The organism is Bacillus sp. EU63 (genome assembly GCF_038592915.1).
Lineage (GTDB): Bacteria > Bacillota > Bacilli > Bacillales > Bacillaceae > Bacillus > Bacillus velezensis.
Genome location: NZ_CP151944.1, coordinates 3,175,123 through 3,192,083 on the forward strand (window position 1 = coordinate 3,175,123; position 16,961 = coordinate 3,192,083).

The window sequence follows — 16,961 nt, forward strand, 5'->3', positions numbered from 1 at the left end:
CACACAGCCGCCAGGAAAGATTGCGGCTGTGTGTTTTTATTTATCTTTCTTCTGTTTTTCATTCGGCAGCTGGACGGAAGGCGTTACACCTGACCCGCCGCTTCCGTTATAAAACTGCGGCACCTCTCCTTGAATCGCTTTAATGGAGACCGGAATATTATTTGTCACGACTGATGTCTTACTGGCAAACGGAATAATGACCTTCACTTTTATTTCCACAAAGATGCTGATATCGATCAGGGCATTGTTAATGCCGTACGGCTTTATTTTTGTTTTCACATCAGTTAACGCATCGCCGATCAGGTTAAAACGCACGGGGATTTTCGGTCCGAGATTTCCGAGAATGCTGTTTCCCGTGACCTGCCCTAAAGGGATGTTAATCATAATTTCATCGGCCGTTTTCGCGTCTTTTTCCGTTTCATGCTGCTTATTGTTCGACTCCGCTTCCTTCAGATGAGCCTGAAGCTGCTTTGTCACTTTCGCCTTCATACTGTTGACCATTTGTGTATTAAAATCCATCGTTGTGACTTTTCCGTTTTCATCCGTTTTCATATCGACCATATCTTTCACATTGTCGCTGTGAGACATGTATTCTTCAATGGATTCCGTAATGACCTCTGTCGCCACCCGTTTGGTTTCCATTTCTCCGATGTTCATCAGCACCGGTTTGATTGAGGAGTTGATCATCCAAAGGCTGATGACCGTCGATATGATAAAAAAAGCAAACGACAGAAGAAGCACATATCGAAAAGGCAAAGGCCCTCTCTTGCGAAGAGCGCTCCGGTATCTAGGCAAGAAAAATCCCCCCTTACATATCACAATGTATGCTTGTAAGAGGGGACATAGTATTTTATTTTTACTCTTAAAAAGTCCCGCTTACCTTCATTCGGGTGAAATGGAACGGCGGGCAGCTATACGACATTACGGCTGCCGCGCGAGCTTCCAGGCGAGCAGATCCCTTAAAAACTCAGGCATAAAGTATTGTTTTTCTTTTGAATCGCGGATGTAAGGGAACAGCTTTCCGAGTGTAAACATATCGAGAACGGCAACCGAGTATATCCGCTCCGGATCAATCTCTTCTCCGTTCACTTTCACATTGAGGAGATGCGTCACACCGTCTTCAAGAATGCCGGCCTCTGCCTCCGCTCCGGCATATACCATCCTGCCCATCACTTCCCCGCGGAAGCCGAGGCCTTTTATCCGCAGCTGCTCCATTTGTTCCGAGGCGGCCTGGCTGATTGTTTCCTGGAGTTCCCTGCCTGAAAGACGAACGGCCACCGGATTGATCGGATGAGGGCAGATGCGGTGCAGGTCAAGCTTTGTGACAGGCCCCTTCTGTAAAGGCCCCAAAATGACGCCTGAATTCACCATGCTGACTTCACAGCCGCACCAGCTTTTCAGCGCTTCGGCTAATAGAAGCGGAAGCGGCGATTCCTCAAACCACTTCACGCCGGCTTCTTCATTCAGATTAGCGACTTGTTCGGAGAGCAGGATTTCCGCTTCCCGTTCTTTCTCTTTCAGAAAAGCCGCCGTATCTTCAGATTCCCCGTGCCAATCAGCCATTTTCTGTACAGATGCCTGTTTGCTGACAATGGTTCGTGATTCACTTTCTATCGTCAGCTCGACACAGCCGACATAGTTCCCGTATTTCTCCGCACATGCAAGCAATACGCCGTTTATGTCCTGTCCGTCCTCAAGAAGGTGGTGCGTATGTGATTCAAGAATGACATCGATGTCGGGAAATTTTTCCGCTGCGGCCCGGTCATCGACCAGGCCTAAATGAGAAAGCAGAATGATGATATCCGCTTTGCCCTTGATATCGTCAAGTGATTCTTGAATGCTTTTTTCCGCATCCGTCACCGTCCAGCCGAGTTTTTGATAGACGGGATAATACGGCACCGTGACGCCGAGTATGCCGGCGGTCATCCCGTTTTTCAGCGTTTTAATCACGTAGGGCTCGGCCCATTCCGGCCGCTGTCCGTCCGCGTCAAACAGGTTGGACACAATGACGGGAAACGCGGCATGGGTATATAAATCCGCCAGCTCATCGTGAGGCAGCGTAATTCCTTCATTATTCCCGACGGCAGCCGCATCGATCTCAAGCCGATTTAACAAGTCGACATTCGCTTTGCCGAAGGTCGCTTCCGTTATCATTTGGAATCGGTCCATATGATCGCCGATGTCGAATACGAGTGTTTCCTCCCCGTCTTTTTCATGCTCACTTCTCTTCTGCTCAATATAATGTACGATTTTCGGCCAATTTTCGAAATGGCTGTGCAAATCATTCGTATGATATAAACGGAGCTTCTCTAACATACCATCTCTCCTACCTTTTAGCTGAATATCCCTTGATAAATCAATTCACAGCCGATCAAAATCAAGACGACCCGCATGAAAAGCACGATCGTTTTCGTCTGCACCCGCTTATTGACCCACGCGCCCATTTTGCCGCCGAACCACGCGCCCGGAACGAGGCACAGCGCATACAGCCAATTGACATGGCCCTCTGCGATATGTGACACGGAACCCGTCACGGAGGATAAGAAAATAATGAGCATTGACGTCGCCACAGCCACTTTCGGCGGGAACAAAAATAACAGCATCATGGCCGGAACCATAAGAGAGCCGCCGCCAATGCCGAAAAGACCGCCCAATAAACCGACGAAAAAGGCAATCACGATACCGGTGAAAATACGGTACGAATATGTATAAAGCTCACCCGATTCATCCTCATATGTCCGGATCATGCCTTTATGCGCTTTATTGACCGGTTTTGCTTTCGCCTTCAGCATTAATGTAATGGAAATCAAAATCATAAAAAGTCCGAACCAGACGGAAAACGTATGCGCATTAAAAAGTTTAGACAAATACGCGCCGATGATGCTTCCCGGGCCGGAGCCGATAAAAAAGATCAGTCCGCTTTTGTAGTCAACGGTTTTATATTTCATATAGGCCAGAGTTGATGACAGGCCCGTAAAAATAATCACCAAAAGGGACGTGCCGATGGCAGTCTGCGGTGTTACGTCATGGAAAAACGGAGTCATCGTGCTTAAATAGAGCATTGCCGGCACGATGATAATTCCTCCCCCAAGCCCGATCAGGCTGCCGACCGTTCCCGCGATAAATCCTAATATGATCAATATAAGATAAGACATGTGTCTTGAAACCTCTTTTCTAGCTGAATAGGTCGAGCTGCTTCGGAGCAAGCCCGGTATATGAGATATCTAACATTTCAAGCATCTCAAGTCCGTTATCGGCGGCGTCTCCGCCTGAGTTATTGTTGAATAGCACATACAGATTGCGCGACTGCTTTTTCAGCTCCTGAAGATTGTTTTTCCAATCTTTGAGCTCCTGTTTGTTATAGCGGTATAAATATCTGACCTCACGCCAGTTTTGTCCGCCGTCTGGTTTGATCCAGCCCTGCTTGTTCCGCCCGTGAAAACGGACAAGCGTTTTTTCTTCATCCGTTGCTTTCAGGACGGTCGGAATGCTGCCCTCGCCGATTTGCGGCTCGTCACATATGCTGTGAATCCAGCCTTCCTCCTTCATAAAGGAAAGCGTCTGCTCGTAAAATGGCGGGGAAAACCAAGATCGGTTGCGGAATTCAAGCGCGCACGGAATATCGCCCATCTGCTGCCTGCACCATCTTAAATATGCGACGTTTTCTTTCTTGCAGTCAAACCACGGCGGGAATTGGAACAGCACCATGGCAAGCTTTCCATGCTCTATATACGGCGATAATGACAGCTTAAACGCCTCAAACATGTCTTCCTTCGATTCAAAGGGAATATCGCCGCGCTGATGGCCCGTCATTCCTTGATATGCCTTAATGACAAATTGAAAAGATTCCGGCGTCTCTTTGACCCATCTTTCGTTATTGCGGGCGGGCTGTATCGCGTAAAAGCTCGCGTCCAGCTCAACGATGGGAAAATGGGAGGAATACGCCTGCAGTTTTTGCGGGCCCGCTGTTTTAGGCGGATAGATGCTGTCATGATCCCCCCACCCCGTCAGTCCGATATAAATCACAATCCTTCACCTCTCACTCTAGTTTATCACAGGTGTTTTTCTCTTTCCGTTTCCATGTTTTTTCTGAATGCACTTTTCAGGAACCGGTATTGATGTTCATTGGTGTCCGAAAATGCCTCATCTCTGGAAGAAAGAATGTGCTGATAGACGATCGGCTCTGAAAATTGACCGCTCGTGAAATCATATATCTCCCCGTCTATTCGGTTATAAAAATGCCAGCTTGTGCCGGTTTTTGTTTTGAGAATGTCACCGCCGTAAACATCTTGGATGACTAAAGCCGTCACGCCGCACTGGCCTTTGGCCGGGCAATCTTCCGTCCATTTTGTACTAGTCTTGCGCGACCAGGATGCCGTTAATATGTTCAAGATTTGATCATACAATGTGTTTTACTCCTTTTTATAAAAAGATACCACGAGACCCGCTTTCCAAACGACAAAAAAAGCCGATTCTCATCAGAGAATCGGCTCTTTTATTTCAGAAGGCTTCAGGAATGTTCCGAAAGCCCCGCTCTGCTTACGGCCGCCATCCTGATACACACAGCGTCCCTTGCTGTAGGTCGCAGCAATTCGGTATGGAAAGGTGCGGCCTTCATACAGGCTTTGCTTATGTTTGGAAAACATCGTTTCTTTTGTGACGGTAAAAGGTTCCGGCCGGACGATGGCAAAATCAGCGTCAAATCCTTCTTCAAGCCGGCCTTTATTCGTTAACCCGAAGCGCTTGGCAGGTGCTTCGGCCGTCCATCGGGCCACATGTTCAAACGGAATCCCATGATCGATCGCTAATTGAATCATGCCGAGAAGCGTAAATTGGCCTCCGCTGATCCCGCCCCACGACAGAAACATATTATCCTCGCGTTTCAAAGACGGATGACAGGGAGAATGATCCGAAGACACCATATCAATCAGGCCCTCTGCCAAACCCCCGATCAATTCCTCTTTATCAGCCTCTGAGCGGAGCGGCGGAGCGCATTTGGCGGCCGCCCCTTTTTTGAGGAAGTCTTCAAAGCTGAATAATAAGTAGTGCGGACACGTTTCAACGGTGACATCCAATCCGTCTTTTTTCGCCTGCTGAATGGAGAGCACGGCCCGTTTCGTGCTGATATGTACAAAATGAAGCGCGCATCCCGTCGCTCTTGCATATTCAATCGCCCGCTGCACAGCCTCGCATTCGGCTTCTTCCGGACGGGAGGAAGCGTAAGCGCGGGCATCAATTTTCCCTTGGAGCGCGTACTCGGCTTCAAGGAATCGGGTGAGGGCGTCGCTTTCTGCGTGCAGGGCCAAAATCTTGCCGCACGCCGCGATTTCCTTCATTCCCTTTAAAAGAGTCCGTTCATCGGCTGATTGAAATTCATCCGTTCCCGATTTAGACAGAAACGCTTTAAACCCGATTGCCCCCGCTTCTGCCATCGGCCGGATATGTTCGGTATATCCGGGCATCAAACCGCCCCAAAGCGCAAAATCAACCGCTGACTTTCGTTCGGCGATTTCCGCCTTTGCCAGCAGGTTTTCAGCAGTTACCGTCGAAGGGATGCAGTTAAGCGGCATATCAAAATAAGACGTACAGCCGCCGGCAGCCAGCATGTTTGAGCCGGTTTCAATGCCTTCCCATTCTTCGCGGCCGGGTTCATTGAAATGCACGTGACAATCGACCGCTCCCGGAAACACATACATGCCGTCCGCCTGCACCACTTGTTCCGCGTTTTCGTCAATGCCGGGCCCGATCAAGGCAATTTTTCCGTCCTTGACGGCGATATCAGCCCGCTCTGTTCCGCCTTTTCGCACAGCTTTCGCACCCTTTACAATTACGTCATAGGCCATTTTATCTTCCTCCCTGTAAGGATGACGATTTTCTGTCAGTTTTTATCACAACATGCGTCTATGATTGCCAGTTTACTGCTACTATGATCGTAATACATCAGCAAAACCGCTATAATTTTTGATGATTTTTATTCATATTAACCAATGGTTGTCTTTAGAACCTGAAAGGAGATTGACTGATGAACATTTATGATGTGATGAAGATTCCCGCTTATGAGCGGGCGGCATTAATCGCAGGCAAGTCCGGCGGCTGGAGGGAGGTGCAGCACGTCAACATGATGGATGCGCCGGACATCGCTGATTTTTTACATAAAAACGAATTGCTCGTCACCACGGCTTACCACTTGAAGGACCGCCCGCAGCTGTTGAAAGATTTGATCCGCCTCATGGCAAAACGGGGCTGCGCGGGACTGGGGATCAAAACGAAACGTTATCTTAATGTCATTCCGAAAGATGTTGCGGAGCTTGCCGACCGGTATGAATTTCCGATTATTGAGCTGCCGGAAGACATCAGGCTGGGAGATATCGTCAACGCCACACTGAGCCATATTCTTGATATGCGTTCAAATGAGCTGCAGCAGGCCATTTACGCCCATAAAAAATTCACAAACCACATCATGAGCGGCAAGGGGATTCAATCCCTGCTTAAGAAGCTCTCAGACATTCTCCGGCTTCCCGTGCTGCTTTTGGATCAGCATACAAAACTCTTATCATCGTCCCACCCCATACCCATTGACACGTCTTTATTGAAAAACATCTGTTATTCCCTTTCCGGGCCTTATTTCACCTGCTTTTCCATGCTGTCCGACAGAAAGGCGTATTCTGTCCTGCCGATTCTGAATGTTGAAAAAAACTGCGGTTATCTGGTGATTCCGGAGCTGGTGCAGACCGCTGATAAAGGCATGATTTTGACAATTGAACAGGCGGCCAACGTCATTTCCTTTGAACTGCTGAAAGAAAATGCCATCAAACAATTCGGCAGACGGGCGCGCAATGAATTTTTCAGCAATTTCATCGACCGCTCGTTTACCGGCCATGAAGAAATCAAAAGCCGCGCCAAAGAATTCCGGCTCCGCTGGGATCAGCAATACATGTGCATTTGCGGAAAACTCGACCGAAATGAGAAAACGATCAGCTTTACCGAAAATCAGCTCGTTTCCGATCATGTATTTGATCTGCTTGAAGGGGAGCTGTCATCCTTTCCGTTTCCCCCTCATCTCTTTATTAAAGGAAATGTCGGTATTCTTTTAATTGAAGCGACAGACAGCTGGAATGAAATGCACGCGTCTGTCATCAGCTTTTTGGAGCAGTTTCAAAAGCAGGTCCGGACGCAGTTTAAACGGACTGTCTCCTTCGGCATCTCAAACATATGCCAAAAGCTGATCGACGTCCCTGACGCTTTTACCGAAGCTTCAGACGCCATTTCATCCGGGCATTTGTCCAGAAGCGCGGAGTTTATTCAAATCTATCATGCCAAAGACGTGCCGGAGCTGCTCCGCCTGCTTCCCGCGGAAGATGTGAAAAAGTTTTACGAAGCCACCCTCCAAAGCCTGGCCGACCGGCAAAAGGAGGACCAGAGCCTGCTTCATACGCTGTCTGTTTACCTGGAGACCCACTGCCAGATTTCAGAAACGGCTAAGCGCCTGTACGTCCATCGAAATACGGTGATCTATCGTTTAGAAAAATGCGAGGAACTGCTCGGCAAAAGCTTAAAAGATCCGGAAACGACGATGCGCCTGCGGCTCGCGCTGAGAATGCAGCGGCTGATCGGTTAAGAAATCGTTAGAGACAGGGATGCGGGTGTTCTCCCGCATCCTATTTAAGGGGGATTCATTCAGCTACATTCTCAAAATGCTGCCATCAAAATCTGCTTCCGTTGATATCGTCAGCCGTTAGTTATGATTTTCAGCAGACTCTAATCTAAACTAAAAAAGCCTTTCCCGAAGAAAAGGCGTAAGTCGTTCAAGTTTGAAGGCGATCTGAAGCAGTTTGAAAGGTATCATGTGTTTTTCCCACTGTGTTCACACCCAATCCGCATATCAAAGATAACGACAGACCCAAAATAATGAAGATGCTTTTTTTCATACAGGCACTCTCCTTCTTAGGTTTGATTACGATCAGACGAAACTTGATATGATCCATCAAATGAAACAGCCGATGTTGCTAGACCGACCCCTGACATTAAAACGACAGCCGACACAATGATAAATACGCCTTTTCTAAAATTCATACAGGCATTCTCCCCTCTGAATTTGTTTTTGCGTTTGAATCATTTTTTGATGATAAAAATAAGATTTGTCATATTGCTTTGACTCTGCATAAACAGCAGCCGTATCAAGAGCAATATCTTCTACATACGAATAGTTTTTATTTTTCTCAAGGTAATCAATTGTTTTTTTAATTCCCATTTGGTCTATTGCATTAATATATAAAGCCTCCAAATATTTTTGCAGAGATTCAAACAGCTTATCTCCTTGAAATATCGCTGATGAAAGTCCCTTTTTGCTGATTTGAATCGCCTCGCTTGTTTTCCCTTGTTTAAATAGAAGCTTTGCGTATGTAAACAAGGAATGCGGAAGGTTACCCAATTTATACTTCTCAGATATCTCCGCTGCTTTTTTTAAGTAGATTTCAGCTTTATTGTATTCTTCTAAGTCTCCGTAATTCTTTCCTATGTTGTAATAAGCAGAACTGAGCAGCCTTTCATTATTGTTTACTTGTTTCGACAACTCTAAAGCTTTTTCTAAATGCGGCAAGCTTTTTTCATAACGTTTAAAGTCTACATAGTTCCCTGATATGACAAATAGACATTGAATTTTCCGGACCTTATACAACTCATACTGATCGTAAATATCGAGCGCTTGCTTTACGTGATGCATGGAGATGTGGCTTTGTTTCATACCGTAATATGCTTCAGCCAGTTTAAAATGAAACTCCGCTCTCTCAATTTCATCATGCACATGAACGAGTTGTTTTTCAGCCTCTTTATAAAAGCCGATCGCCTTTACATACTGCTTTTGATCAAATTCATACATGCCGCGGAAAAATAAAGAATAATAGAACAGCAGGCCGGAAATTCCTTTATTTGATGCTTCGATTTTTTCCAGCAGCTCGGCAATTGTCGGTCTCACGCGGGTAGTCACCGGTTCTAAATAATCCAGCATAAGCTGATGGCGGAATTTCATGAGGGTGTAGTAAATCAGTAGATACTCGTCTTCTTCCATCTCATTTATTTCTTGTTCCACTTCCGCTTTCAAAATCTCCGCATCCGGAACACTGAACTGACGTATCATTTTGTACCATTCATTAATCTTAACGCCAACCTCCGATGATGGTAAAAGAGAACTCACAAGGCCACTCCTCCTTTTATATCATATTCTAACATTTCCAAAATTATGTATGTCCGCAATAAAACCGCAAAATTTCATTCGTCTTGATCATAAATCTTAGTTTGAGTTTTAAGTCTACAACAAAAAAAGCAGGCCTTATGCAGCCTGCTTTTTTTGAGAAATTTATCTAAGATGAACATAAATAATGTGAATAATAGAGACATCATCAACATGTCCAGTATAGTTGCATTAGAATTTTCTTTTACTAAGAAGAACCAGAGAAGCTGTAAAACGAAAGAAATCACAAAATACAATATGTACCTGATGCTATTCATGTCAATCCATCCCTTCAATGATCCTTATTGTCCTATACAGCGTACACTGAACTATGCTGGAACCTCCTGGTAATGATGAGTAAATATATGCAGAATGAACTGGAGCTGATCTAATCACCTAAACTTATTTTAAAATTTCAAAACGTGCAATTTCCCACTCTTTGTTTGCTTTTAGCGGGATTGTTTTTACCTTTTTGCCTGATTTCAAATCATAAGACGTGATGTCTCCAAGCTTGTTATCGCGCTGGATATCAAAGTTTTTGATTAAAACATACATCTCTCTATCAGTGAATTGAACATCATTCATTAATTTGTTATATCCCCCGCATAAAAATTGAAAGAGTTTTTCTTAACCATTTTTTTATCAAATATCTGCAGCTTCCCATCAAAAGAAACGGCTAAGACTTTATCTTTTACTATTTTCAATTTTGCAGGATGAAACCCTTTCTCCATCTCGACTTCTTTTTTTACCTTTAGCGTCTCTCTGTCTATTAATATGAGCTTAGAATTCTCTTTCTCATTCACGTTATCATTAACTGCCAGTACAAATGTATTTTCATCTAGAGCTTGGAACGCATCCTTTTCATCCATGAAGTATATCCCTTTATTCGGTATGGATGCCTTGTTCTCTTGCTTATTTGTCTCTGGGTTAATTGAAAGGATGGACATACTTTCTTCATCACTTGAAATGACATAAATTTTATTTTTAGCGACGATTGCTGATCCAAGTTCTCCGTCAAGCTTTATTTGTTTCTTGTTTTTTCGGCTGTTTTCCTTCCAATATACCAATTCACTTTCCAGCCCTTTGTCTGTATATCCAACGTTAATGTCATGGATGATATAACCGTCAGAACTATTTATAAAGAAAGCACCTTCATCTTCAGTTGTTTTTGACAAACTCTTTTCTTTTATTTTGTTTATTGTTCCGGTTTTATTGTCTATCATCAAGTGAGTATTGCTTCTATTTGACGATAAGAACGTATCGTTTTTGTTATGTGAAGACATCGTGAAATTTATACCATCTTTCAATTCCAAGCTATCCATTTTAGTACCATCTTCACTGTAAACCCCAATCTCACTTCCCCTATCTAAAGTGTTGGAAAAACCAACAATAAAACTCGCATTGTCAATATCCTTTAATACAGTCTTTTGATTGCTGCTTCTTTCCTCTTTTTCATTCCCAGTTGGGATGAGACCGCAAGAGGTTGTGACGATCAGTATGCAAATGAAAATAAACAGGGTTTTAAGTCTATTCATTTTTTTCCTCCCTATGAGATAGCAAAAAGCCTCCGGATACCCGGAGGCTTTTGATTCTTATCCTTGCTGCGTGAACGGCCGGGTCTGTGTCTTTTTGCCCCAGCCAAGCGCGGCCAGAAAACTGATGGCGAGAATGGCCGCTCCCAGCATATACGGAAATTCCATATTTACATCAAAGAGAAAACCGGCAGCAGACGGTCCGGCGATATTCGCTAAGCTGATGAATGAGGTATTCATCCCTCCGGCAAACCCCTGCTGGTCACCGGCAAGCTTCGACAGCATCGTATTAACCGCCGGCCGGAGCAGCGATGTCAGCGTCAGAAAAAAGATTGCCGCGGCAAAAACAGTCCAATATGAACCAGCAAACCGGCACCACACAAGTCCTGCAGCCGCCCCGATCAACGTCACGTTAATGACGCGTTTTTCCCCGAACCTGCGGACGAGATAACTGACGCCGACCGCCTGCACAAACACGCCGATGAGACCCGCAGCCGTAATAATAAAGGCAATATCAGACGCTTTAAATCCGTGTTTATGGTCAACGTAAAGGCCGAAAACCGATTCAAAGTTCATAATTCCGAAGTTCAGCACAAAAACCAGAATCAGCATAAACGCGAACGGCGATTTGAGCGCGCGTGACATTTGCTTAAACAGATGCTCACGTTTTTCCGTTTTAGCCCGGGCTTCCAGCTGCTTTTCACGCCCCAGCGTTTCGGGCAGAAAGAAAAATGAAAGCACCGTTGAAAAGCAGGCGAGACTTGCGGACACGATGAACGGCACAGACATGCCGTAATGAACCAAATAGCCTCCGACACCGGGCCCGATGACGACACCGAGCGTCATCGCCGCGCTGAACAGCCCCATTCCTTTCCCGCGTTCTTCTTCGGTCGTAATATCCGCTATGTAAGCGAACATTGACGGCATTAAAAACGCCGCGCCCATTCCGCCCAAAAGCCGGGATGCGAACAGTTGCCACAGGCTTCCGGCAAAAGCGAAGATCAATTGTGACACGGCAAAGGCGGCGATGCCGAAAATAATCAGTTTCCGCCGTCCGTATTTGTCGGTTATTTCCCCGGCAATAGGCGCAAATAAAAGCTGTGTAAGCCCCGCCGCCGCAACAAGCAGACCCATCGTGCTGCCCGTCGCTCCGAATTCGGTAATATAGGTGGGCATAATCGGAATAATCAATCCGATTCCAAGCATCGCAATAAACATATTCAGCATTAAAATTGACAATCGGCCTATGTACGCCATGATTTCTTACCTTCTCCCCAGACAAACAGATGATCATTCCATATTTGTCATTTTTTATACCATTCAGTATAACGGGCAAAAGGGAAAAAAGTCCAGATGATTTCAATCTCGTTTTCAAGTCTCATGACAGCACACCGGTTTCAGCCGGCAGATCATATATGTTAAGGGCCGCCTGCAGCGCTTCCCCGGCTTTAACGGCAACTCCGTGTCTGATCAGAACCGCTTCAAGTCCGGCCAGCACAAACAGCACATTTTCCTTTCTGCAGCTGTAGCCCATCGTTCCGATTCGCCAAATTTTCCCCTGCAGCGGACCGAATGAGCTGGCGATTTCAATTCCGAATTGAGACAAAAGCATACTTCTGATCGTTTCGCCGTCTGCTTCCGGCGGAATCTGCACACATGTGACGACAGGCAGCTTCGCCTCCGGATCGCCGAATAAATCAAGGCCCATCGCTGCAAGTCCCGCCGTAAGCGCTTTTTCGTGACGCCGATGTCTGCGGAACCGTTCTTCAAGTCCTTCTTCCAGGACAAGACGCACACCCTCCCGCAGCGCATAAAGCATTGCTGTCGCTTCTGTATGGTGATTCAGCCTTCTTTCACTCCAATAATCTTCGAGCTGGCTCAGATCAAAATAGTTGCTCGTAATCGGCCGATGACCGGACAGCATGTTACCGTCAGCCGCCGTCGCAATGCCCCGTTCTACCTTTTTACGCGCGGCAATGACAGCTGCCGTCCGGTCATTATAAGTAATCGGCGCCATTCCGGAAGGGACCGATAGGCATTTTTGCGTTCCCCCGATGACTGCGTCAATCTTCCATTCATCCGTTTTTACGGCGCAGCCTCCGATCGTGGCCACGGCATCCACGATAAAGAGTGCGTCTTGGGCGCGGCACGCTTCCCCGATTTCTTTCAGCGGGTGAATCCGCCCCGTTGATGTTTCTCCGTGCACCATAGCGACGATTTTCGGGGAAATCTTTTTCATCTCGCTGATAATCTCGTCAGGCCGGAAGACCGTTCCCCATTCACACTCGATCATATGAACGTCCGCTCCGTATCGCTCGGCGATTTCAGTCAGCAGGTATCCGAAGCGTCCGTATATCGGAACGAGCACGCTGTCGCCCGGTTCTATCACACTTGCGAGAACAGCCTCAATCCCCGCTCTTGATGTGCCGTCAATCGGATAGGCCCAGCGGTTTTCCGTTTGAAACAATTCACGGAGCATTTGCATCGTTTCGTTCATGATGCCGGTAAATGCCGGGTCAAACTGGCCGATGATCGGAGCGCCCATCGCCCTCAGCACTCTCGGTTCAGCTTCTGTCGGTCCCGGTGTCATAATGGTTCTTTGCGGAATGCACAATTCTTTTCTGGTCGGCACGCCGATTCCCCCTTTACGTTAATAGGCAAGTTTATGTAATACATTCGCCAGCGTAAGGACGCCGGTTTCAAGCTGATGTGCGGGTGTGAATTCAAGCGGCGAGTGGCTGATCCCGCCACGGCTCGGCACAAACAGCATGCAGGCCGGAAAGGTTCTGCCGAGCATCTGGGCGTCATGTCCCGCTCCGCTTACGATCTTCTCCGGGTCCGCCCCCTGCTCTATTGCAGCCTCTGCTGCGGTTCGTGTCAGGGTCTGATCCATTTGAACCGGCTCTATCCTCATATATTCATCAATAACAGGTCTGACTCCTTTGCTGCGGCTGATGTTTTCAACAATCGACACCAGTTTCTGATGGAAGGCTGCCAGCACGTCTTCCTGCCGGTGGCGAATATCAATTGAAAACTGGATACGGCCCGGAATGACATTCGCCATATTCGGCTCAACCGTCATTTTCCCGCACGTCAGGCGGAGCTCTTCCGGCTGTCTTTCCGCTGAAAGCATCAGTTCGTGGATGATGCTGCTTCCCGCCGCGAGCGGGTCTTTCCGCCATTTCATCGAAGTGGTGCCGGCATGGTTGCATTCACCGTCAAGCGTAACGGTATAGCGTCTCTGTCCGGCAATCCCGGTGACAATCCCGATATCCTTTCCTGATCGTTCAAGCGTTTGCCCCTGTTCAATATGAATTTCCAGAAAGGCTTTGATATCAGTGCGCAGCGGTGCTGGATAACGGCCTACACCGAAGCCGTACTGCCGCATGGCTTCTTTCAGAGAAATGCCGGACGCGTCTTTCGGCGTTTCCGCATCTGAAAGCGAGAAAGCACCGGTGATATTGCCTGAGCCCCAATAGGTGATGGGAAAACGGCTCCCTTCCTCTTCACAGAGCGACACAGCCTCCAGCGTTTTTTTCGGACGCCCGCACATCTCATGCAAATGCCGGATCGCCAGCACGCCCGCCAGCACGCCGAACGCACCGTCATATTTTCCGCCGTCAATAACGGTGTCAATATGCGACCCGGTCAGAATCACCTCATCAGGCGATTCTGTGCCGTTCAGCCGGCCGAATACGTTACCGACATCGTCAAATGCCGTTTCCAGCCCGAACGCCTCCATTTTCTTTTTGACGGCAAGCTGGGCGTCCATCCATTCTTTCGTATATAAAAGCCTCGTCACTCCGCCGGAAGCGGAAGCGCCGAATTGAGACAGCCATTGTATATCATCGGAAATCCCGATATTCGCCGCCGAAAGCTGCTGGTGTTCCATACACGCCCTCCTTTTTAAACTGCTGACAAGATGATCTTCATTATAGAAGGAGCGCATAACGAGTTCATTATCATATCTTCCAAAAAATCAATGATTTTCCGGATACTTTGGCCAATAAGCCGAAGGAACCATTTTTCAAAAAAGATAGAATATTAGATTTATTTTTTGGATAATAGAGGTAAAGGAGGGCAAGTCATGACAAAAAAACTTTGGTTTCTGCCGATTGTCTGCCTGTTTTTCATTTTTGGATGGGCCGCGCCGTCAGCCTCTGCGGGCGCGCCGGCTGACACGAATCTGTACAGCCGGATGGCGGTTTCAACTGCCGGCGGCACAACTCTTTTTCCGCAAACTGCCTCAGCTGTCATCACTCCGTCTGCGGATACGGACACATATTACAAAGAAGCTTCCGGAAAAAGCGGAACGGCCTTAAAGAGCGCCCTGCACCGCATCATCAGCGGACATACAAAGCTGTCTTACAGCCAAGTATGGAATGCATTGAAGGAAACTGACGAAGATCCGGCAAATCCGAACAATGTCATCTTGCTCTACACCCAGGAATCACGGGCCAAAAGTAAAAACGGCGGCAGCGTCGGGGACTGGAACCGTGAACACGTATGGGCAAAGTCACACGGAAACTTCGGAACAGCTGCCGGCCCCGGGACGGACATTCATCATCTGCGCCCTGCAGACGTCCAGGTGAACAGTGCCAGAGGAAACATGGATTTTGATAACGGCGGCTCAGAATATCCGAAAGCGCCGGGCAATTATTACGACGGTGATTCCTGGGAACCGCGCGATGAGGTCAAAGGAGATGTCGCCCGCATGCTGTTTTACATGGCGGTGCGTTATGAAGGAGACGACGGGTATCCCGACCTTGAGCTGAATGATAAAACCGGAAACGGCTCAGCTCCTTACATGGGAAAACTGTCCGTTTTGCTCAAATGGAATCAACAAGACCCCGTCGACAGTAAGGAAAAACGGCGGAACGAAATCATTTACGAAGACTATCAGCATAACCGCAATCCGTTTATCGACCATCCGGAATGGGCGGACGAAATCTGGTAATCGTATCATAAGAAGTGATAAGGGAGCCCCGATCATCAGGCTCCCTTTTTCAATATACGGCGTTTTCAGTGTCGGCATCAAAAAAGACGGCCCGGTTCATATTGACCGCAAGCAGAATGGCATCGCCGGGTTTCACCTGTGAAGCGCCGTCAAGACGGATCGTCATGCGGTTATTTCCGCTCACCGCATGAACGTACATCTCCGCGCCTAAGTTTTCACATACTTCCGCCACAGCGCGGCACACCGCTTCAGGCGGGTGCTCTGATTGTCCGGCAAGCGTCAAATGCTCCGGACGCAGCCCCGCAATCATCTCCTTACCGCTGTATCCTTTCTGCACAAGAACGGCCGCTTTTTCTTTCGGAATGGGCAGACGAACGGACGAACCGGCAAAATACCATTGCCCGTGACTTTCTTCAATGAGGCCTTTTATAAAATTCATACTCGGAGAACCGATAAAACCCGCCACAAACATATTCGCCGGATAATGATAAATCTCATGGGGGCTTGCGGCCTGCTGAATATCTCCTTCATTCATCACGACAATCCGGTCGCCCATTGTCATCGCTTCCGTCTGATCATGCGTCACATAAACGATGGTCGCTTTCAAACGCTGATGGAGCTTGCTGATTTCGGCGCGCATCGTCACTCGCAATTTCGCATCTAAGTTGGAAAGCGGCTCGTCCATCAGAAACACTTTCGGCTCCCGCACGATCGACCGGCCGAGCGCAACCCGCTGCCGCTGCCCGCCTGAAAGAGCCTTCGGTTTCCGCTTGAGCAGATGCCCGATTTCCAAAATATCAGCGGCCGTCCGGACTCGCTCTGCGATTTCTTTTTTCGGCAGCTTTCTGAGCTTCAAACCGAACGCCATATTGTCAAACACCGTCATGTGGGGATACAGCGCGTAATTCTGAAAAACCATCGCGATATCACGATCCTTCGGGGGCAGATCGTTTACCGCGTCTCCATCGATATAAAGCTTCCCCTCAGAAATGCTCTCCAGTCCGGCAATCATTCTGAGTGTCGTAGATTTGCCGCAGCCGGAGGGACCGACAAGCACCAAAAGCTCCTCATCTTTTACATCTAAGTGAAAATCCTTCACTGCCGCCGATTGGGCGCCGTATGTTTTTTTGATATGGTCAAATGTTAATGATGCCATTCGAAACCTCCTCCAATACTGGAAACCGCCACATCTTTCTGTTATGTTAAAAATGTTCGGGGTTTCTGACAGATTCATAAATGAAAA

General features: G+C 47.5%; 15 protein-coding genes. 2 read left to right on the forward strand and 13 right to left on the reverse strand.

Features of this window, described 5'->3' with window-relative positions; translation table 11 throughout:
• Positions 1–36: 36 nt before the first annotated feature.
• The 6 genes from yunB to NYE38_RS15910 form a co-directional block, all read right to left on the reverse strand.
• A complete protein-coding gene (yunB, locus tag NYE38_RS15885; protein ID WP_017419459.1) occupies positions 37–795 on the reverse strand; it encodes a sporulation protein YunB in 759 nt (252 codons plus the stop codon).
• A 126-nt stretch (positions 796–921) separates the two neighbouring features.
• Complete coding sequence (locus NYE38_RS15890) at positions 922–2,316, reverse strand: bifunctional UDP-sugar hydrolase/5'-nucleotidase (RefSeq protein WP_017419460.1); 1,395 nt, start codon at positions 2,314–2,316, stop codon at positions 922–924.
• Positions 2,317–2,333: 17 nt separating this feature from the next.
• The gene (locus tag NYE38_RS15895; RefSeq protein WP_007613562.1) at positions 2,334–3,155 is read right to left on the reverse strand and encodes a sulfite exporter TauE/SafE family protein; all 822 of its coding nucleotides are present in this window, start codon (positions 3,153–3,155) and stop codon (positions 2,334–2,336) included.
• Between the two features lie 19 nt (positions 3,156–3,174).
• Complete coding sequence (locus NYE38_RS15900) at positions 3,175–4,026, reverse strand: DUF72 domain-containing protein (RefSeq protein ID WP_071181958.1); 852 nt, start codon at positions 4,024–4,026, stop codon at positions 3,175–3,177.
• 26 nt (positions 4,027–4,052) lie between these two features.
• Positions 4,053–4,406 carry a hypothetical protein gene (locus NYE38_RS15905; protein ID WP_007408736.1) on the reverse strand — a complete coding sequence of 118 codons (354 nt, stop codon included), beginning with the start codon at positions 4,404–4,406 and terminating at the stop codon, positions 4,053–4,055.
• Positions 4,407–4,478: 72 nt separating this feature from the next.
• On the reverse strand, positions 4,479–5,843 hold the full coding sequence (locus NYE38_RS15910; RefSeq protein ID WP_285001831.1) for an allantoinase: 1,365 nt from the start codon (positions 5,841–5,843) through the stop codon (positions 4,479–4,481).
• Between the two features lie 179 nt (positions 5,844–6,022).
• Here NYE38_RS15910 and NYE38_RS15915 point away from each other — a divergent pair, with 179 nt between their 5' ends.
• Positions 6,023–7,618, forward strand: coding sequence for a PucR family transcriptional regulator (locus tag NYE38_RS15915; protein ID WP_252052759.1), 1,596 nt, complete (start codon positions 6,023–6,025; stop codon positions 7,616–7,618).
• Positions 7,619–8,062: 444 nt separating this feature from the next.
• Here the strand turns inward: NYE38_RS15915 and NYE38_RS15920 are convergent, their stop codons facing one another.
• From NYE38_RS15920 to allC, 6 genes are all read right to left on the reverse strand, one after another.
• The gene (locus tag NYE38_RS15920) at positions 8,063–9,193 is read right to left on the reverse strand and encodes a Rap family tetratricopeptide repeat protein (RefSeq protein ID WP_289394866.1); all 1,131 of its coding nucleotides are present in this window, start codon (positions 9,191–9,193) and stop codon (positions 8,063–8,065) included.
• Positions 9,194–9,631: 438 nt separating this feature from the next.
• Positions 9,632–9,814: a hypothetical protein gene (locus tag NYE38_RS15925; protein WP_223255047.1), complete on the reverse strand. Its 183-nt coding sequence runs from the start codon at positions 9,812–9,814 to the stop codon at positions 9,632–9,634.
• Positions 9,814–10,764: a hypothetical protein gene (locus NYE38_RS15930; RefSeq protein ID WP_223255046.1), complete on the reverse strand. Its 951-nt coding sequence runs from the start codon at positions 10,762–10,764 to the stop codon at positions 9,814–9,816. The genes NYE38_RS15925 and NYE38_RS15930 overlap by 1 nt, the downstream gene beginning before the upstream one ends.
• A gap of 57 nt (positions 10,765–10,821) precedes the next feature.
• A complete protein-coding gene (locus tag NYE38_RS15935) occupies positions 10,822–12,018 on the reverse strand; it encodes a tetracycline resistance MFS efflux pump (protein WP_017418981.1) in 1,197 nt (398 codons plus the stop codon).
• Between the two features lie 121 nt (positions 12,019–12,139).
• Positions 12,140–13,393, reverse strand: a complete 1,254-nt coding sequence (locus tag NYE38_RS15940; RefSeq protein WP_017418980.1) for an alanine--glyoxylate aminotransferase family protein — start codon at positions 13,391–13,393, stop codon at positions 12,140–12,142.
• Positions 13,394–13,411: 18 nt separating this feature from the next.
• A complete protein-coding gene (gene allC / locus NYE38_RS15945) occupies positions 13,412–14,653 on the reverse strand; it encodes an allantoate deiminase (protein ID WP_340802046.1) in 1,242 nt (413 codons plus the stop codon).
• Positions 14,654–14,848: 195 nt separating this feature from the next.
• Between allC and NYE38_RS15950 the strand changes: the two genes are divergently transcribed.
• Positions 14,849–15,718 carry an endonuclease gene (locus NYE38_RS15950; RefSeq protein WP_007410107.1) on the forward strand — a complete coding sequence of 290 codons (870 nt, stop codon included), beginning with the start codon at positions 14,849–14,851 and terminating at the stop codon, positions 15,716–15,718.
• 49 nt (positions 15,719–15,767) lie between these two features.
• Here NYE38_RS15950 and ugpC read toward each other — a convergent pair whose 3' ends face one another.
• Positions 15,768–16,874, reverse strand: coding sequence for a sn-glycerol-3-phosphate ABC transporter ATP-binding protein UgpC (gene ugpC / locus NYE38_RS15955; protein WP_025650317.1), 1,107 nt, complete (start codon positions 16,872–16,874; stop codon positions 15,768–15,770).
• Between the last annotated feature and the right edge of the window lie 87 nt (positions 16,875–16,961).

Coding starts and splice junctions, on each gene's coding strand:
- NYE38_RS15910 (WP_285001831.1), bottom strand. CDS start 5,843: ATGGCCTATGACGTAATTGTAAAGGGTGCGAAAGCTGTGCGAAAAGGC.
- allC (WP_340802046.1), bottom strand. CDS start 14,653: ATGGAACACCAGCAGCTTTCGGCGGCGAATATCGGGATTTCCGATGAT.
- NYE38_RS15950 (WP_007410107.1), top strand. CDS start 14,849: ATGACAAAAAAACTTTGGTTTCTGCCGATTGTCTGCCTGTTTTTCATT.
- NYE38_RS15915 (WP_252052759.1), top strand. CDS start 6,023: ATGAACATTTATGATGTGATGAAGATTCCCGCTTATGAGCGGGCGGCA.
- NYE38_RS15935 (WP_017418981.1), bottom strand. CDS start 12,018: ATGGCGTACATAGGCCGATTGTCAATTTTAATGCTGAATATGTTTATT.
- NYE38_RS15890 (WP_017419460.1), bottom strand. CDS start 2,316: ATGTTAGAGAAGCTCCGTTTATATCATACGAATGATTTGCACAGCCAT.
- NYE38_RS15895 (WP_007613562.1), bottom strand. CDS start 3,155: ATGTCTTATCTTATATTGATCATATTAGGATTTATCGCGGGAACGGTC.
- NYE38_RS15925 (WP_223255047.1), bottom strand. CDS start 9,814: ATGAATGATGTTCAATTCACTGATAGAGAGATGTATGTTTTAATCAAA.
- NYE38_RS15930 (WP_223255046.1), bottom strand. CDS start 10,764: ATGAATAGACTTAAAACCCTGTTTATTTTCATTTGCATACTGATCGTC.
- ugpC (WP_025650317.1), bottom strand. CDS start 16,874: ATGGCATCATTAACATTTGACCATATCAAAAAAACATACGGCGCCCAA.